At 72.4% G+C, this 16,210-nt stretch carries 17 protein-coding genes; 6 read left to right on the top strand and 11 right to left on the bottom strand.

Going from position 1 to position 16,210, the window contains the following annotated elements; all coding sequences use genetic code 11:
• Positions 1–87 precede the first annotated feature (87 nt).
• From MPE_RS06715 to MPE_RS06690, 6 genes are read left to right on the top strand one after another with little or no spacing between them, the layout of a single operon-like run.
• Complete coding sequence (locus MPE_RS06715) at positions 88–864, top strand: class I SAM-dependent methyltransferase (RefSeq protein ID WP_011828932.1); 777 nt, start codon at positions 88–90, stop codon at positions 862–864.
• 4 nt (positions 865–868) lie between these two features.
• The gene (locus MPE_RS06710; protein WP_011828931.1) at positions 869–2,218 is read left to right on the top strand and encodes an NAD(P)/FAD-dependent oxidoreductase; all 1,350 of its coding nucleotides are present in this window, start codon (positions 869–871) and stop codon (positions 2,216–2,218) included.
• Between the two features lie 2 nt (positions 2,219–2,220).
• Positions 2,221–3,249: a chorismate transformation FkbO/Hyg5 family protein gene (locus tag MPE_RS06705; RefSeq protein WP_041929989.1), complete on the top strand. Its 1,029-nt coding sequence runs from the start codon at positions 2,221–2,223 to the stop codon at positions 3,247–3,249.
• Positions 3,246–4,079, top strand: coding sequence for a MipA/OmpV family protein (locus tag MPE_RS06700; protein WP_011828929.1), 834 nt, complete (start codon positions 3,246–3,248; stop codon positions 4,077–4,079). The genes MPE_RS06705 and MPE_RS06700 overlap by 4 nt, the downstream gene beginning before the upstream one ends.
• Complete coding sequence (locus MPE_RS06695; protein ID WP_011828928.1) at positions 4,076–4,822, top strand: lysophospholipid acyltransferase family protein; 747 nt, start codon at positions 4,076–4,078, stop codon at positions 4,820–4,822. Before MPE_RS06700 ends, MPE_RS06695 begins: the two co-directional genes overlap by 4 nt.
• Positions 4,819–5,592 (top strand): glycosyltransferase family 2 protein, encoded by a 774-nt coding sequence (locus MPE_RS06690; RefSeq protein WP_011828927.1) that lies wholly within the window; start codon positions 4,819–4,821, stop codon positions 5,590–5,592. The genes MPE_RS06695 and MPE_RS06690 overlap by 4 nt, the downstream gene beginning before the upstream one ends.
• Positions 5,593–5,704: 112 nt before the next feature.
• Here MPE_RS06690 and fabG read toward each other — a convergent pair whose 3' ends face one another.
• From fabG to MPE_RS06635, 11 genes are all read right to left on the bottom strand, one after another.
• A complete protein-coding gene (gene fabG, locus MPE_RS06685; protein ID WP_011828926.1) occupies positions 5,705–6,436 on the bottom strand; it encodes a 3-oxoacyl-ACP reductase FabG in 732 nt (243 codons plus the stop codon).
• A complete protein-coding gene (locus tag MPE_RS06680) occupies positions 6,433–6,948 on the bottom strand; it encodes an ApeP family dehydratase (RefSeq protein ID WP_011828925.1) in 516 nt (171 codons plus the stop codon). Before MPE_RS06680 ends, fabG begins: the two co-directional genes overlap by 4 nt.
• Positions 6,941–7,738: a beta-ketoacyl synthase chain length factor gene (locus MPE_RS06675; RefSeq protein WP_011828924.1), complete on the bottom strand. Its 798-nt coding sequence runs from the start codon at positions 7,736–7,738 to the stop codon at positions 6,941–6,943. The genes MPE_RS06680 and MPE_RS06675 overlap by 8 nt, the downstream gene beginning before the upstream one ends.
• Entirely contained in the window at positions 7,735–8,919 is a 1,185-nt protein-coding gene (locus MPE_RS06670) for a beta-ketoacyl-[acyl-carrier-protein] synthase family protein (RefSeq protein ID WP_011828923.1), read from the bottom strand. The genes MPE_RS06675 and MPE_RS06670 overlap by 4 nt, the downstream gene beginning before the upstream one ends.
• Complete coding sequence (locus MPE_RS06665; RefSeq protein WP_041929575.1) at positions 8,916–9,758, bottom strand: polysaccharide deacetylase family protein; 843 nt, start codon at positions 9,756–9,758, stop codon at positions 8,916–8,918. The genes MPE_RS06670 and MPE_RS06665 overlap by 4 nt, the downstream gene beginning before the upstream one ends.
• Positions 9,759–9,853: 95 nt before the next feature.
• The gene (locus MPE_RS06660; protein WP_011828921.1) at positions 9,854–12,262 is read right to left on the bottom strand and encodes an MMPL family transporter; all 2,409 of its coding nucleotides are present in this window, start codon (positions 12,260–12,262) and stop codon (positions 9,854–9,856) included.
• Positions 12,262–12,900 carry a LolA family protein gene (locus tag MPE_RS06655; protein WP_148210908.1) on the bottom strand — a complete coding sequence of 213 codons (639 nt, stop codon included), beginning with the start codon at positions 12,898–12,900 and terminating at the stop codon, positions 12,262–12,264. The genes MPE_RS06660 and MPE_RS06655 overlap by 1 nt, the downstream gene beginning before the upstream one ends.
• The gene (locus MPE_RS06650) at positions 12,884–13,849 is read right to left on the bottom strand and encodes a lysophospholipid acyltransferase family protein (protein WP_011828919.1); all 966 of its coding nucleotides are present in this window, start codon (positions 13,847–13,849) and stop codon (positions 12,884–12,886) included. The genes MPE_RS06655 and MPE_RS06650 overlap by 17 nt, the downstream gene beginning before the upstream one ends.
• Entirely contained in the window at positions 13,846–14,166 is a 321-nt protein-coding gene (locus MPE_RS24570) for an ApeI family dehydratase (RefSeq protein WP_011828918.1), read from the bottom strand. The genes MPE_RS06650 and MPE_RS24570 overlap by 4 nt, the downstream gene beginning before the upstream one ends.
• The gene (locus MPE_RS06640; protein WP_011828917.1) at positions 14,163–15,563 is read right to left on the bottom strand and encodes an AMP-binding protein; all 1,401 of its coding nucleotides are present in this window, start codon (positions 15,561–15,563) and stop codon (positions 14,163–14,165) included. Before MPE_RS06640 ends, MPE_RS24570 begins: the two co-directional genes overlap by 4 nt.
• The gene (locus tag MPE_RS06635) at positions 15,560–16,210 is read right to left on the bottom strand and encodes a COG4648 family protein (RefSeq protein WP_036234908.1); all 651 of its coding nucleotides are present in this window, start codon (positions 16,208–16,210) and stop codon (positions 15,560–15,562) included. Before MPE_RS06635 ends, MPE_RS06640 begins: the two co-directional genes overlap by 4 nt.

Raw genomic sequence — 16,210 nt, 5'->3', positions numbered from 1 at the left:
GACCCGGAGTGTCGCCGCCCCGGCGGCCCCCTGCCCGCGCTCGGTCATGCGGGAGGGGCGGCTCCAGCGGCTTGCCATAATCGATCGATGCAACCCGGCCCGCCCTCCACCCCGCCGTCCCGCGAGGCCCTGGCCCCGCACGCGCCGCTCAGCGCCTACTATGGAGACGAAGCCGATCACCAGCGCTTCCTGCGCCGCATTTTCGACGACACCGCACCGGACTACGAGCGCATCGAGCGCATCCTGGCCCTGGGCTCCGGCCCCTGGTACCGACGGCGCGCGCTGGAGCGGGCCGGGCTCGCCACCGGCGCGCAGGTGCTGGACGTCGGCATCGGGACCGGCATGGTCGCGCGCGAGGCGCTGCGCCTGATCGGTCCGGGCGGCCGGCTGGTCGGCGTCGATCCCAGCCCCGGCATGATGGGCGAAGTGCATCTGCCCGGCGTCGAGTTGCGGCAGGGCCGCGCGGAGGCCCTGCCCTGCGACGATGCCAGCGCCGATTTCCTCAGCCTCGGCTACGCGCTGCGGCACATCGCCGACGTGTCGGCCGCGTTCTCCGAGTTCCACCGCGCCCTGCGGCCCGGCGGACGGCTGCTGCTGCTCGAGATCACGCGCCCGGTCGGGCGCATCCCCACCTCGCTGCTGCGCGGCTACATGCGTGCGGTGGTGCCGTTGATCGCCCGCGCCGTCGGGCGCCGCAGCGACACCGCCGAGCTGTGGCGCTACTACTGGGACACCATCGAAGCCTGCATCTCGCCGGACTCGGTGATGGAGGCGCTTCGGGCCGCGGGCTTCGAGCAGGTGCAGCGCCATGTCGAGCTCGGCATCTTCTCCGAGTACACGGCCCGCAAGCCGGCCCGGAACTGAACCCATGAATTCCGCTGCATCCTCCTCCGACACGGCGCCCTCCTCCTGCGACGTCCTGGTGATCGGCGGCGGCCCGGCCGGCTCCACCGTCGCGGCCCTGCTGGCGAAGCAGGGCCGCAACGTCGTGCTGCTGGAGAAGGCCCACCACCCGCGCTTTCACATCGGCGAGTCGCTGCTGCCAGCCAACGTCGCGCTGTTCGAGCGGCTCGGCGTGCGCGACCAGGTCGAGAAGATCGGCATGCCCAAGTGGGGCATCGAGTTCGTGTCGCCCGAGCACGAGCACCGCAGTTACCTCGAGTTCGCCGACCAATGGGACAAGCGCCAGCCCTATGCCTGGCAGGTGCGCCGCTCCAAGCTGGATGAACTGCTGTTCCGCCATGCGGCGGCGTCCGGCGCCAGGTCCCTGGAAGGCTGCCGCGTGCGCGACGTGAGCTTCGACGCCGACGGCGCCACCGTGCAGGCCACGCTGGACGACGGCGCCGCGCGCCGCTGGCGCGCCCGCTTCGTGGTCGACGCCTCCGGGCGCGACACCTTCATCGCGAACAAGCTGCGCTGCAAGGAAAAGAACCCGGCGCACAACAGCTCGGCGCTGTTCGGCCACTACACCGGCGCGCGTCGGCTGCCGGGTGTGAAGGAAGGCAACATCAGCATCATGTGGTTCGCCCACGGCTGGTTCTGGTTCATCCCGCTGGCCGACGGAACCACCAGCGTCGGCGCCGTGTGCTGGCCCTACTACCTGAAGCAGCGCGACAAGCCGTTGAAGGATTTCTTCGACGACACGATCGCGTTGTGCCCCGAACTGGCCGACCGCCTGAAGGACGCCACGCTGGTGGGCGGCGACGTGCACGCGACCGGCAACTTCTCGTACTGCGCCACCCACTGCAGCGGCGAACGCTACCTGCTGCTCGGCGATGCCTTCACCTTCATCGACCCGATGTTCTCGTCCGGGGTCTACCTTGCGATGCACAGCGCCTTCGACGGCGCCGAGGTGGTGGCGACCTGCCTGGACCGCCCCGGCGAGGCCGCCGCAGCCCGCCGCCGCTTCGAGGCGACGATGCGCAAGGGCCCGCGCGAGTACTCGTGGTTCATCTTCCGTGTCACCAACCCGACCATCCGCGAGATGTTCATGTACCCGGCGAACCCACTGCGCGTGAAAGAAGCGCTGCTGTCGCTGCTGGCCGGCGACATCTACGGCAAGACGCCGATCTGGCCGTCGCTGTGGGCCATGAAGGGCATCTACTACCTCATCTCGCTGCGCAGCCTGCGCCGCACCATCGGCGGCTGGCGGCGGCATCGTCGCAACATCCAGGACATGGGCCCGCTGCGCGGCGAGAACATCCTCGAGGCGCAGTGACGGTGCCGGCTGCCCTTCCCTCGCCCCATCTGAGCGTCCAACGCCTCACGCCGTCGCAGTGGTCGGCGCTCGCCGCCGGCGCGACGCCGCCGCTGGGCGCACTCGGCTACGGCATGGCCGCCGCACCCGGCCTGGCCGCGGTGGCTGCCCGCACGCTGGGCGCCGCCGGTCCACGCGTCGACGCCTGGTGCAGCCCGGCACCGTTGGTCGACACCGGCCGCTGCGGCCGCGTCCACTGGCAGCACGACGGCCACTGGCTGTTCGGCTCACTGCAACTCGACGAAACGCTCGAAGCCGGTGCTGGCATGCAGGCCCTCGCACAGCGCGCCTACCAGGACGTGTTCGCCACGCTGGCCCATACCGGCTGCGAGCACCTGCTGCGGCTGTGGAACTACCTGCCCGACATCAACGGCGACGGCGACGGCCTGGAGCGCTACCGCCAGTTCAACCTGGGGCGCCAGCAGGCGTTCTTCGATGCGCAGCGCCCTGCCTTCGAGGGCGCGCCGGCGGCCTGCGCGCTGGGCACGCAAGGCGGCCCGTTCTGCGTGCACTTCCTGGCCGGCCGCACGCAGCCGCTGCAAGTCGAGAACCCGCGCCAGGTGTCGGCCTACCACTACCCGAGCGAGTACGGCCCGCGCAGCCCGAGCTTCTCGCGTGCGGCGGTGTTCGACGCCGGCGCGGGCCAGGTGGCGCTGCTGATCTCCGGCACGGCCAGCATCGTCGGCCACGCCAGCCTGCACGCGGGCGACGTGGCCGCGCAGACGCGTGAGACCCTCACCAACCTGGAGGCGGTGCTCGGCGCCGCGCGCCAGCGCAGCAGCGCGCGCTTCGAGCTCGATCAGCTCTCGCTGACTGTGTACGTGCGCCACGCGAGCGACGCCGCACAGGTGCGGTCGCTGCTCGGCGACGCGCTCGGCGCCGACGCCGTGGCGCTGCGGGACGCCGTGCTGCTGCAGGGCGACGTGTGCCGCCGCGAACTGCTGGTCGAGATCGAAGCCCACGCCTTCGCGCCCGGCGAGGTGCGCGCGTGAGGCGGCTGGCCGGGAACGCCTGCATCGCCTCGCTGCTGGCCTGCACCGCCTCGCTGCCGGTGGCGGCCCAGGCGCAAAGACCGCTGTGGGAACTGGGACTCGGTGTGGCAGGCCTGCGCCTGCCGCACTACCGCGGAGCGAACCAGTCGCACGACTGGCTGCTGCCAGTGCCCTACGCCGTGTACCGCGGGAAGATCTTCAAGGCCGACCGGGACGGTGCACGCGCCGTGCTGTTCGAGTCGGACCGGCTCGACTTCGACCTGAGCCTCGCCGCCACCGCGCCGACGCGCAGCGAGGACAACGACGCGCGCCGGGGCATGAGCGATCTCGCGCCGACGCTCGAGTTCGGACCCAACCTGAACTGGACCGCCGCCCGCGGCACCGGTTGGACCCTGCAGTTGCGAGCGCCCGTGCGCGCGGCGCTGACGCTAGAGTCACGCGCACGCGGGATCGGCTGGACCGCCACGCCGAATCTCGGCCTCGATGTCGAGAACGTCGGCAGCTCCGGTTGGAACCTCGGACTGATGAGCGGTCCGGTGTTCGGCAGCCGCCGCTTCAACGCTTACTTCTACGACGTGCCGACGGCCGACGCCACCGCCGATCGACCGGCCTACCGCAGCCCCGGCGGCTATGCAGGGGCCCAGGCCACCGCGACGCTGTCGCGGCGCTTCGAGCGCACCTGGGCCGGACTGTTCGTCCGCCACGACACGCTGCACGGCGCACGCTTCGCCGACAGCCCGCTGGTACGCCAGCGAGACAACCTCTCGTTCGGCATCGTGTTCAGCTGGGTCTTCGCGACCTCGTCCGAGACCGTATCCTCCGATCGATGAAGCGCCTGTTCGCCCTTCCCCTGAGCCTGGCCCTGCTCGCGCTGCTGCTGCTGCTCGGCGTGATGTCGACGATCTGGAACCTGACCGCGCTGCTGCTCTACCCGCTGCTGCCGCGCGATCGCGGCCTGGTCGTCGGTCGCGCCGGCATCGCCTACGGTTACCGACTCTACTGGTTGCTGGCTTCGGCCAGCGGCATGATCAAGCTCGATGCGAACGCTCTTGATGCGTTCAAGGACGAGCCACGGCTGATCGTCGTCGCCAACCACCCCAGCCTGCTCGACGCGCTGATGCTGGTGGCCCGCCTGCCCAGGAGCGCCTGCATCATGAAGGCCGGACTGATGCGCAACCCCTTCCTCGGTGCGGGCGCACGCTTGGCGCGCTACATCCGCAACGACTCGCCGCGCGGCATGATCCGCCTCGCGGTGCAGGACCTGCAGCACGGCGGCCAACTGGTGCTGTTTCCCGAAGGCACGCGCACGACGCGGCATCCGGTCAACCCGTTCCGGCCCGGCGTGACGCTGATCGCCAAGCTCGCCGGGGCACCGATCCAGACGGTCTTCATCGACACCGAGTCGCCCTACCTCGGAAAGGGCTGGCCGATCTGGAAGTTGCCGCCGCTGCCGATCCGCTTCTCGGTCCGGCTGGGCGAGCGCTTCGCGCCGCAGGAGGACACCGATGCGCTGCTCGCACAGCTCGAAGCCTACTTCGCTGCCGGCGTGAAGCCGTCCGGGCCCACCGCATGACGCCGTCGACCACGCACCTGGTGCTGATCCCCAGCTTCGACACCGGGCGCAAGCTCTGCGACACGGTGCGCGAGGCGCGTGCGCAGTGGAACCCGGTGTGGGTGGTGATCGATGGCAGCACCGACGGCAGCGGCACGGAGGTTCAGCGCTTGGCCGTCGGCGACGAGGGGCTGCACGTGCTGCTGCTGCCCGTCAACCAGGGCAAGGGCGCGGCGGTGCTGCACGGCCTGCAGGCCGCGCAGGCCGCCGGCTACACCCATGCACTGACGATGGACGCCGATGGCCAGCACCCGGCGGGCCTGATTCCGGAGTTCATGCGCGCCTCGCTCGCCCGGCCCGACGCGATGATCCTCGGCCGCCCGGTGTTCGATGCCAGCGCGCCGCTGTTGCGGGTGCGCGGCCGGCGTGTCTCCAACGCCTGGACCAACCTCGAGACCCTGGGTGCCGGCGTGGCCGACTCGCTGTACGGCTTTCGCGTCTACCCGGTCGCCGCGCTCGCCGCGGTGATGGCGCGCCAGCCCTGGATGCGCCGCTTCGATTTCGACACCGAAGCGGTGGTGCGCCTCGCCTGGCGCGGCATCAAGCCGATCAACCGCGACGCACCGGTGAAGTACCTGCGCCCCGAGGAAGGCGGCGTCTCGCACTTCCGCTACGGCCGCGACAACCTGCTGCTGGCCTGGATGCACACGCGGCTGATGCTGGAGTTCCTGTTGCGCCTGCCCGTACTCCTACTGCGCCGGCTGCGGCGACAGCCGCCGTTCCAGGCTTGACAGCGGTCGCCTGCTGAGTGAGTGCTGCTGACCAGCACGACTTGGGAAGGCATTCGATCTGCAGCGCGCCGGGCAGTGTCAGAGCGACTCGACGGTCAGCTGCAACCGACGCTCACAGCATGCCGCCGTTGATCGAGATGATCTGGCCGGTGATGTAGCCCGCCGCGGCGCTGGCGAGGAAGCCGGCCAGGTCGGCCACTTCCTCGGGCGTGCCGGCACGCTTGCACGGCACCAGCTGCGCGATGGTCGCGGCGTCGAAGGCGGCATCGGCCATCGGCGAGGCGATGATGCCGGGCGCGATGGCATTGACGGTGACGCCCCGGCTCGCGACCTCCAGCGACAGAGCCTTGGTCGCGCTGTTGAGCGCGCCCTTGGCCGCCGCGTAGTTCACCTGGCCGCGGTTGCCGGCCAGCGCCGCGACCGAGGAGATGTTGATCACCCGGCCCCAGCGGGTGCGCAGCATCGGCAGCAGCAGCGGCTGGGTCACGTGGAAGAAACCGTGCAGCGACACGTCGATCACGCGGTGCCACTGCTCGGCGCGCATGCCGGGGAACACCGCGTCATCGTGCACGCCGGCGTTGTTGACGATCACCTGCACCGGCCCGGCCTCGAGCAGGCGCTCGCAGGCCGCACGCGAGGCGTCGGCGTCGGTCAGGTCGAACACGCAGCATTGCGCCTGGCCGCCGTCGGCGCGGATCGCCTCGGCCAGCGCTTCCACCGCCTGCGGCCGAGCGTTGGCGTGCAGCAGCAGCGACGCACCGTCGCGCGCCAGCCGCCGGGCGATCGCGGCACCGAGCGCGCCGCTGGCGCCGGTGACGAGCGCACGCTTGTGGTCCAGGCTCATGGCTCGCTCCTCGGTGACGGCAGGTCCTGCATGGCGGGCTGCCTCGCGAGCGGCGTGTCGAGCACCACGGTCGCGCGCCCGTCGACCAACCGTCGACCGTGCCCGTCGCTGAGCTCGAAGCGGTACATCACCTGCCGATCCTCACCGGCCAGACGCTCGGCGCGCACCTGCAGCGGCCCGGCCACGCCATCCAGCCGCGCCACTGCCAGCCGCACGTCGCGCACGCTTGCCAGGTACCCGGGCCGCGGGCCGGCCTCGGGCGGCGCGCGCAACGCGCCGTGCAGGGCCATGGCCTGCGCGGCGTACTCGATCGCACACGGCGACAGCAGGCCGCTCGCGCTGCGCAGCGGATGGTCGGGTTCGCTGTGGTTCTCGGCGGCGCAGTGGATCTGCTCCGGCGACCACGACAGCAGACGGTCGAGCAGGCACATTCGCCCCTGGTGCGGGATGCGCAGCGCGATGCCGGCGCGATCCAGCGTGGCCGGGGCGGCGGCCGGGAAGGACTTACGCATGGTGCCGGACCTCGACCGTGAAGCCCTTCAGTCCCTCGATGCGCAGCGAAGCCGGCGCACGGCCGGCCAGCGCGCGCAGCAGCGGCAGGCTGCGAGCGGCCGGCACGCCGAGGCGCAGCGCATCGAGTGCGGCATCGCCGCAGTCGCTCGCAGGGGCCTCGGTCTCGTCGCTGCGCAGCGTCAGCATCGGTGCGTCGTCCGGACCGACATCGAGCAGCAAGGCCACGCCGAAGGCGGCCGACAGCGGCCGCACGCTGTGCAGCGGCTCCGGGTAAGGCGCATCGGCCGCCACCAGCAGCACCGGGCGGCGTGCGCTCACGCACTGCGCCATCGCCTCCAGCAAGCCGGCACCGAAGCTGCCGTCGTGGGCACACAGGCTGGTCGACGGCGCGCGGCTGGTGGTGGCGATGTGCCAGTAGCCCGCCACCGCGTTGTGCACCGAGTTGGTAAAGCGCGTGGGCGAGATGGCGCGCTGCGGCGTCGCCAGCGCTTCGCACAGCGCGTTGCAGTTGGCAGCGTCGCCGCTCGATGCGGTGAACACCGTCGCCAGATGCTGGGTGTCGGCGCCGGCCTCGGTGCAGGCCTGGTCGGCCACGGCGATCGACAGCTTCACGACGTCGCCGGCGCGGCGGCGCTCGGCCGGCGGCAGCCGGGCCGGCGCGGTCAGCACGGTGGGCCGGAAGACCCAGGAGGACGGCTCGCGCAGCAGTGGCTGCCCTCCGCTCCAATCGGCCAGGCCCGGTCCCAGCAAGCCGATGCCGCGCACGCTCACGCTCAGCGCAACGCTCATGCGGCGGCCCCGAAGACGAGGCAGGCGTTGGACCCGCCGAAGCCGAAGGAATTGCTCGCCACCAGGCGGAGGCGTGCCTCGACGTTGGCGTCGAGGTAGCGGCTGCGCAACGCCGCGTCGGGCGTGCGCCGGTTCAGGCCGCCCGGCATCAGGCCGTGCTGCAGTGCCAGCATCGCGATCGCCGCCTCCACGCCGCCGGCCGCGCCGAGCGTGTGCCCGGTGGCGCCCTTGGTCGAGCTGCAGGGCAGCCGGTCGCCGAATACCGTGCACACGGCCAGGTCCTCGGCACTGTCGTTGTTGGGCGTCGCGGTGCCGTGCAGGTTGAGGTAGTCGATCTCGCCCGGCGCCACGCCAGCCTGGGCGAGCGCTGCCTGCATGGCCTCGGCCGCACCGGCGCCCTGCGGATGCGGGCTGCTCATGTGGAAACCGTCGCTGCTCTCGCCGACGCCGCGCAACCAGGCCTGCGGTGTGTCAGCATCGCGCTCCAGCAGCGCGAAGGCCGCAGCCTCGCCGAGCGACAGGCCGTGGCGCTGCGCGTCCCAGGGCCGGCAGATGTCGTCCGACAGCAGCTCCAGCGAGTTGAAGCCGTACAGCGTGGTGAGGCAGAGGCTGTCGACCCCGCCGACCACGGCCGCGTCGATCACGCCCAGCTCGATCAGGCGAGCGGCGTGGCCGAACACCTTGGCACTCGAGGAGCAGGCGGTCGACACGGCGCAGGACGGCCCCTCCAGATCGAGCACGCGGCGCGTGAAGTCGACCACCGAGTAGGTGTTGTGCGTCTGCGCGTAGCGGAAGTCGGCCGGCAGCGCGCCGGTCGCTGGATCGCGGCGGCGGTAAGCCAGCTCGGTCTGCAGGATGCCCGAGGTGCTGGTGCCGAGGAACACGCCGATGCGGCGCGGCCCGAAGCGCGCGCGCGCCCGCGCCACGCTGGCGGCGAAACCGTCGGCCTGCAGACCGAGCCAGGCCAGCCGGTTGTTGCGACAGTCGAAGTCGGCCAGCGCCGGCGGCAGCGCCTGCGCGTCGACGCCCTCCACTTCGCCGATCCAGGTGTCGAGGGCCGCGGTCTCGAAGGTCTTGCGCGCCAGGCCACTGCGGCCGTCACGCAGTGCGGCGAGCGTGGCCGCGCGGCCGACGCCCAGCGCACTGGCGAGCGTGTGGTCGGTGACTGCCAACGGCTTCATGCGTCGCTCGCCGTCCGGCGCGGCGGCAGTGCGGCCGTCAGCGTCACGCCACGCAGCCCAGCGGCACGGCAGCGCTCCAGCAGTGGCGGCAGCACCTCCAGCAGCACCGGCCGGCCGGCCGCCGTCGTCGCCGCATGGCCGTCGTGCAGCAGCAGGATATCGCCGGCAGCGAGGTCGCGCGTCAGCCGCTCGAGCACACGCTGCGGTGCGCGCTCGCGGGTGTCGAAGCCGCGCCGGGTCCAGCTCACGAGGTGCAGGCCGAGCCGGTGCAGCACTGGGTCGAGGAAGGGGTTGCGCAGGCCCGCCGGCGCGCGGAAGCAGTGCGGGCGGCGCCCGGTGATGTCGGCCAGCACCTGTTGTGCCCTCTCCAGCTCGGCGGTGTAGCCGCGCGGCCCGAGCATCGCGAAGTTGTGGCGGTGCACATGGCTGTGGTTCTGCACGCAGTGGCCACGCGCAAGGATCTCGCGCGTCAGCGCTGGCTGGGTCGCGGCACGCGCTGCGATGCAGAAGAAGCTCGCCTTCGCGCCGTGCCGGTCCAGCAGGTCGAGCACCGCGGGCGTGACCGCGGGGTCCGGGCCGTCGTCGATGGTCAGCGCGATCTCGCCGCGCGCGGCGCTGGCATCGGGCAGCCGCGTGACGTTGGGGCCGAGCAGCCGGCTGCGCGGCCACAGGCCGGCCGCGGTGAGCGCCGCGTGGTTGGCCAGCACGCTGCCGAAAGCCCACGGAGCCGCCCCCGGCAAGGCGATCGCCGCGCCGGCCGCCACCGCATGCAGGCCGAGGCTGGCGCGCAGCAGCGGCGGCATCGGCCAGGCAGCGCTCGAGGAGGAGGCGTGGGACATGGGGAAAGCCGCCGCGGTGGCGGGGCGCTGGCGGGTTACTGCAAGCGTCAATTTTCCCACAGCAGGCTGACCGGAATGCCGCGCCGGACCCGCGCTCAGGCAGCACGCTCCAGGCGCAGCGGCCGTGAGCAGGCGGCCGCCAGCAACAGGGCCAGCAGGGCCCCCGGCGCCACCACCCGGCCGATCGCCGACAGCGCCGGGATGTCCGACAGCGCGATCAGCCCGAACGACGCCACCGTGGTCAGGTTGGCCAGCAGCAGCGAGGCCAGCGTGTCATCGCTGACCAGCGCCGGCACGGCCGCGGCATCGTGCGCCGGAGTGTTCTGGATCTGGTCGAAGAACAGCGCGTAGTTCGAGCCCACCGCCACCACCAGCAGCAGGCCGACCAGGTGCAGGATGCCCAGAGCCACGTCGAGCAGCGCCAGGCCGGCCAGCGTGAGCAGCACCGCCAGCGCGAGTGGCAGGCACACCGCAAACAGCCGCGGGAGCGAGCGCAGCGAGAGGGCCAGCAGCAGCAACACCGCAGCCGCACCCAGCAACGCCTGCAGGAAGGCCTCCTGCAGGTAGCTGCCGTAAAGGCTGTTCAGCTCGAGCCCGATGTCGACCACCTCGAGCCCGCCCAGCCCCTCCAAGGCGGCACGCAGGCGCTCGGCGCCCAGTTCGGTCGGGCCCGGCTGCAGCGCGATCAGGGCCGACCAGCCGCCGTCGCGGCGCGGCAGCATCAGCGCGTCGACCGCCGACGCCAGAGGGTTGCCGTCCAGCGCCGCGCGCTCGACGGGCGTCATGCCGCGGGCCTGCTGCACCTCGGCAATGAAGGGCTCCAGCCGCGCCGGTTTCAGCGGCCCGCCGGCGGTGGCCTGCAGCAGCCGTTCGCGCAACTCGGCCGCCTCGGGCAAGGCGGCCTGGCGTGCGCGCTGGGTCGCCACGCTCGGCAGCAGCCGGGCCGGCGATTCGTAGCCGGCCAGCAGGCCCTGCGCCACCAGCGCATCGAGCCGCTGGCCGGCCGCCTCGGCGGCCCGCAGGGCAGCCTGCGGATCGGCGCCGGTGGCGACCACCAGCGTGCGCGCCGTGTCGGCACCGAGATCGGCCCGCAGCTGCTCGGCCAGCGCCAGCGCCGCCGGCGGCACCGGGCTGAGCGAAGAGAGGCTGCCGCGCCACAGCGGCTCGCTGCGCGTCGCAAGCAACAGCAACGCCGCGGCGCCGAGCAGGAAGAAGGCCACGCGCAGCCGCGGCAACCGCCGCAGCACGGCGCCGGCCCAGCGACCCATCGACTGACGCAGCCCTCGCCCGGCCGCGCCGTCGGGCACCAGCACCGGCAGCACGAAGCGAGTCGCCAGTGCGGCACCGGTGAGCCCGGCCATCGAGAACACCCCCAGCTGCGCCAGACCCGGAAAGCCCGAGAACGCCAGTGCCGCGAAGCCGCACACCGACGTGAGCAGGCCCAGCCGCACCGTGGGCCAGTTGTCCTTCAACCAGCGCTGCCAGCCGCCGCCGGGTGCCGCGGCCCCGCGCGCCTGGATCAGGTAGTAGATCGCGTAGTCGACCGCCTCGCCGATCAGCGTGCTGCCGAAGGCCAGCGTGAAACCGTGCACCGTGCCGAAGCCGACACTCACCGCCGCGATGCCGGCGACGATGCCGGTCGCCACCGGCAGCAGCGCCACCGCCAGTGCAGGCAGCGAGGCGAACGCCAGCAGCAGCAGGCCGCCCATCACCAGGCTGCCGACGAGGGCCAGCTGGATGGCCTCCTGCTCGATCTGCGCACGGCTGTGCACCGCGAACACCGGCGCGCCGCTGAGCTGAAGCGTCAGCCCCTGCGCGGCCAGCGGCGCGAAGGCCCGCTCCACCTGCGCCACCGTGTCGGCCTGGCCGTCGAGATCGGCGCCGGCGGCGTGCGTGGTGAGCAGCAGCAAGGCGCGCGGCGCGGTGCGGGCGACCCAGACGCCCTCCTCGCTGCGCGGCGCGCTGGCCGGGATCAGCGATTCGGCGATGCGCTGCATCTCGCCGGTCGGATCGCGCTCGAGCAGCGGCTTGACCGCGTTGCCGGCCGGCGTGCCCAGAAGCGACAGCGTCTCGTCGATCGCGTCGCGCAGCCCAGAGACGCTGAACCGCTCCGGCGTCACTGCCGGGCTGAGCTGGTAGCGATGCTCGACCAGCCACGTGCCGGCGGCGGCCCATTCGCCGGAGCCCGGGCTGCGATCGCCGTTCTGTACCTGGTCGAAACGGCCGCTGTCACTCAGGGCCGCGGCCAGCGTGCGCGAGGCCTGGGCCCGCTGCGCGGCATCGCCACCGTCGATGCCGACCAGCAGCGTGCGGGCCGCCACGCCGTTCTGCAATTGCTCGATCAGCACGCGCTGCCTCGCATCGGGGCGCGCCGGAAGGAAGGCCGACAGGTCGGTGCTGAAGCCGGTGCGGGCAATCAGCGCGCCCCCCGCCAGCATGCCGGCGAGCCACAGCGTCAGCACGATCCAGGCGCGCCGATGCGGCCACGGCGTGGCGGGACGCATCAGGGCCGCACCGGGGCCGAGGCCGACGCGCTGGCGGGCAGCGGTTCGATGCTCATCACGGAGCGGTCACCGCCCACCAGCAGCATCTCGATGCTGTACAGCGCGCCCTGCTGGCCGGCGATGCGCACGCTGCGCACCTGGCCCGCCAGCCGGCTGTCGGCCGGCACGAGGTCGAGCGTCCACTTGTCCGCACTGCCAGCGAGCGTGGTGCGGAAATAGCGCGTCAGCGTCTGCGCGTTGCCGGTCAGCGTGCCGCGCACCGCCTCCACCAGCGCCACCAGTTCGGGCGTCGCGTCGAGCGCGAAGCTGCGGCTGCGGCCGCTGCGCTGGATGGTGAGCGTGTTGCCCTCCACCACCATCGATTCGGGGCGCGGCTTCAGCGTCTGCCGCGAGAAGCGGTCCGGCGCCGCGAAGCTGAGCGTGCCGCTGGCTTCCAGCGGCTGATCCAGGCCCTGCACATGGCGCAGTTCGGTGAAGCGGGCTTCGCCGCTGCGTTGGCGGGCCAGCAGCGCCATCAGCTCCGGCAACTCGAAGACCGGCCCCGCGGCCGACGCCACGCCGGGCGCTCCCAGCGCCAGCCAGGCCCCCACCTGCACGAGGCGATGCAGGCAGCGGCGTCGTTCAACGACGGGGTGCATCCTCGCGCCAGAAGTCATGGAAATTGAACCAGTTGTAGGGGTGTTCACGGCACAGTGCCTCGAGCCGATCGGCATAGGCCTGCAGCGCCGCGCGGATCTGCCGCTCGCGCTCGGCCGGGTCACCGGCACGCTCGCTGAAATCGGCCAGCGGCGCGAAGCGGACCTCGTAGCGGTTGCCGCCCAGGTAGAGCCCGGTCATGAAGACGACGCGCCGTCGCAGCAGCGCGGCGAGCCGGAACGGGCCGTCGTTGAATTCCGCAGGCTGCCCGAGAAACGGCAGGCTGACGCTGCTCGATCGGGTCGAGCTGCCTTCGGGCAGCGAGCGGTCGGCCAGCATGCCGGCCAACCCGCCGGCGTCCAGCCAGTCGCGGATCGCCAGCATCGAGTCCATGCGGCCGAGCGCGATGATGTCGGCTCGGAAGTCGGGCGCCACCGCGGCCAGCGCGCTGTTGATGAGGCGGGCGTTGTCGGGGTACATCACCATCGCGATGCGTAGCGCCGGGCGCGTGCGGCCCACCACGTGCAGCGCCTCGAAGCTGCCCAGGTGCGCCCCCACCAGGAAAGCACCTCGGCCGTCGGCCAGCGTGGCGTCGATCAGCGATTCGCCGTGCACCTGCACATCGAACAGGTCCATGCGCCCGCTGAGGAAGTAGACGCGATCGAGGATCGTCGACGCGAAGGCATGCACCTGCCGATAGGCATCGGCCAGTCGGGCGGGACGCCCCAGGGCGCGGCCCAGGTAGCGGCGCGAGTGGCGCCGAGGGCCAGCCGCGAACAGCAGGAAGTACAGCGTGATGGGGTGCAGCACCCAGCGTGCGACGCGTCGCCCGCAGTGCAGCGCGATCCAGCTCATCACGCGCAGCGCGGTCGCGTTGCTGCGCTCGGGTTCGCGGGTCCAGTCGGCCGGGACGGCATCGCCGTGGCGGCTGGTGTGCGAGCCCGCGCTCATGCCGCGGCCTCCGGCAACAGCAGGCCGCTGGCCGCCAGCACCTCACCGCGCCGCAGCTCGAAGCGCAGGCCGCGCGGCTCGTCGTACAGCAACACGACCAGCGTGTCGCCCGGGCCTACCGGTGCGAGGAACTTCGCCTGCGCCAGCGTCGGCCGCTCGCCCAGGCGCGCCGCCAGTGCCGGCGCGGCCTGCAACGCCTCCATCACTTCGGCCAGCAGCAGCACGCCGGGCCACAGCGGCTGCCCCGGGAAATGCCCGGCGAACGCCGGATGGTCGGGCGCCACGCGGCGCGTGAGGTGCACGGCCGGTTCGTTCACGGTGCGGCCTGCCGGTCGAGCCGTGCCCGCGCGAACTGCGCCAGCGCACCGCTGGTGAGCTTGCCGGTCGCCTCGCGCGGCAGCGCATCGACGTGCAGCACGCGGCGCGGCACGAACACCGCCTCGAGCCGTGCACGCAGGGCCGCGATGATCCGCGCGCTGCTCAGTCCCGGCGCCACGACGAAGGCCACCGGCCGGACCACGCCGTCGGCCACGTCCTCGGGCAGCCAGAAGGCGCCGTCGACCACACCCTCGATGCTGTTGAGGTGGTAGTTCAGATGCGCCAGCGAACTGCGCTTGCCGGCCACGTGGATCAGGTCGTTGGCGCGCCCGAGCAGCCGGAAGCGCTGCGCGCCTTCGAGCTCCAGCACGTCGGCGAGCGGCGTCGGCTGCAGCACGTGGCCGCCGTCGACGATGAAGCGCTCGGACTCGCCCTCGCCTTCGCTGTGCACGCGCAGCGCGCCGAAGGTCTGCCACGACTCGCCATGCACCGTGCGGCGCGTCGCCACCTGCCCGGCCTCGGTGCAACCATAGATCTCGACCAGCGGCCCGCCGAAGGCGCGCTCGGCCTGCAGCGCGAGCTGCGGCGACAGCGGCGCGGTCGCGCACAGCAGCAGGTCGGTCGGCGGCAGCGCGACGCCGGACAGCAGCAGCGTCTTCAAGTGAAACGGCGTGGTGACCAGCGCGCGCGGGCGCGGCAGACGCGCCAGCGCCTGAACGATGTCGGCCGGGTAGAACGGCCGCCCGCTGTCCAAGGCCGCACCACCCAGCAGGGCCAGCAGCACGCTCGACTCGAAGCCGTAGCTGTGCTGCGCCGGCACCGTGGCCACGAGGTTCAGGCCGGCCAGCGACGGGCGCTCCAGCACCTCGGCGAGGCGCAGCGACGCGGCCCGGATGTTGGCGACCACTGCACCCCAGGATTTCGCGTGCGGCTGCGGCTCGCCGGTGGACCCCGAGGTCAGCAGGCAGGCGGCTTCCAGGTCGGCCGCGATGCGCGGCACCGTTGCCGAACCCGGCTTCTCCGTATCGGTCAACGCCCGCAGCAGCGGCACGCCGTCGACTTCCAGCGCTTCATCGTCGGTCAAGGCTTCGAGCGCTGGCCAGGACCCGCGCAGGCGCGCCAGCGTGTCGGGCAGCGCGTTCGGCGGCAACAGGCTGGTCCGACCGCGCAGCAGCGCTGCGCCCAGGCCGACCGCGAAGCGATAGCGGTCGCCGCACAGGTTGACCAGCGGGCCGGCGGCCGGCAAGCATGCGGCCTGCGCCGCCACGTCGGCCAGGAACCGGCGCGCGCTGACAGCGACACCCGCGCGCCAGGCCAGCGGCGCGTCGAGGTCGGCGCGTTCGATCAGCGGCAGCAACGCGGGCCCGGCAGTGCTCAAGGCGACCACCTCGCTCATCGCCCCGCGGCGTCGCCGTTCACCGGCTTGTGGCTGTAGGCGCGCACGGCCGCGGCCAGCGTGGCGCGTTCGAATTCGGGGTGCAGGCGGTAGCGCAGCAGGTGTTCACCGACGAACAATGCGGCGATCAGCACCGGCGTGACCAGGTTGGCCAGCAGCGACCAGACGCTCCACGGTGCCAGCACATAGACGCACAGCGAGGCCAACGTCATCGCGAGGAAGTAACCGGCCCACAGGCGCGTGACCTTGCCGGTGTAGCGCACCATCTCGGGCGACAGCGGCGATCCACCATGCACGCGCTGCGCCACGCCGCCGATCAGTGACAGCCGCCCAGGCCGTAGCGAGGCCGCAAAGCTGACGAACAACGCGAAATGGATGCCGGCGTGCTGCAGCACGTACAACCGGTTCACGTCGCCGACGCCGCCGCGCTCGACGATGCCATAGAGCCCCAGCAGCGCGAACGCGAGCCCCGCGAGCAGCGGCCCGTTGCGCTGCCGCAGCGCGAAGCCCAGCGCCGCCAGCAGCAGCGGACCGAACAGCGCCGCGATGGCCCACGGCCGATTGGCCGCATGCACCATCAGCCAGTGGGAAAGGACTGCGTAGGCCGCTGCCGCCAGCAGCCCGAGACTGAGGCGCCCGTTCGGCAT

Source organism: Methylibium petroleiphilum PM1, assembly GCF_000015725.1.
Taxonomy (GTDB): Bacteria; Pseudomonadota; Gammaproteobacteria; order Burkholderiales; family Burkholderiaceae_C; genus Methylibium; species Methylibium petroleiphilum.
Note: the sequence above shows the minus strand (reverse complement) of the source record. Positions and strands in the feature narration are given on the sequence as shown.

What these genes read in the sequence shown, in the direction of transcription:
- MPE_RS06715 (WP_011828932.1), top strand. Translation starts at nt 88, where the DNA reads ATGCAACCCGGCCCGCCCTCCACCCCGCCGTCCCGCGAGGCCCTGGCC.
- MPE_RS06710 (WP_011828931.1), top strand. Translation starts at nt 869, where the DNA reads ATGAATTCCGCTGCATCCTCCTCCGACACGGCGCCCTCCTCCTGCGAC.
- MPE_RS06695 (WP_011828928.1), top strand. Translation starts at nt 4,076, where the DNA reads ATGAAGCGCCTGTTCGCCCTTCCCCTGAGCCTGGCCCTGCTCGCGCTG.
- MPE_RS06690 (WP_011828927.1), top strand. Translation starts at nt 4,819, where the DNA reads ATGACGCCGTCGACCACGCACCTGGTGCTGATCCCCAGCTTCGACACC.
- fabG (WP_011828926.1), bottom strand. Translation starts at nt 6,436, where the DNA reads ATGAGCCTGGACCACAAGCGTGCGCTCGTCACCGGCGCCAGCGGCGCG.
- MPE_RS06680 (WP_011828925.1), bottom strand. Translation starts at nt 6,948, where the DNA reads ATGCGTAAGTCCTTCCCGGCCGCCGCCCCGGCCACGCTGGATCGCGCC.
- MPE_RS06675 (WP_011828924.1), bottom strand. Translation starts at nt 7,738, where the DNA reads ATGAGCGTTGCGCTGAGCGTGAGCGTGCGCGGCATCGGCTTGCTGGGA.
- MPE_RS06670 (WP_011828923.1), bottom strand. Translation starts at nt 8,919, where the DNA reads ATGAAGCCGTTGGCAGTCACCGACCACACGCTCGCCAGTGCGCTGGGC.
- MPE_RS06665 (WP_041929575.1), bottom strand. Translation starts at nt 9,758, where the DNA reads ATGTCCCACGCCTCCTCCTCGAGCGCTGCCTGGCCGATGCCGCCGCTG.
- MPE_RS06660 (WP_011828921.1), bottom strand. Translation starts at nt 12,262, where the DNA reads ATGCGTCCCGCCACGCCGTGGCCGCATCGGCGCGCCTGGATCGTGCTG.
- MPE_RS06655 (WP_148210908.1), bottom strand. Translation starts at nt 12,900, where the DNA reads ATGCACCCCGTCGTTGAACGACGCCGCTGCCTGCATCGCCTCGTGCAG.
- MPE_RS06650 (WP_011828919.1), bottom strand. Translation starts at nt 13,849, where the DNA reads ATGAGCGCGGGCTCGCACACCAGCCGCCACGGCGATGCCGTCCCGGCC.
- MPE_RS06640 (WP_011828917.1), bottom strand. Translation starts at nt 15,563, where the DNA reads ATGAGCGAGGTGGTCGCCTTGAGCACTGCCGGGCCCGCGTTGCTGCCG.
- MPE_RS06635 (WP_036234908.1), bottom strand. Translation starts at nt 16,210, where the DNA reads ATGCCGAACGGGCGCCTCAGTCTCGGGCTGCTGGCGGCAGCGGCCTAC.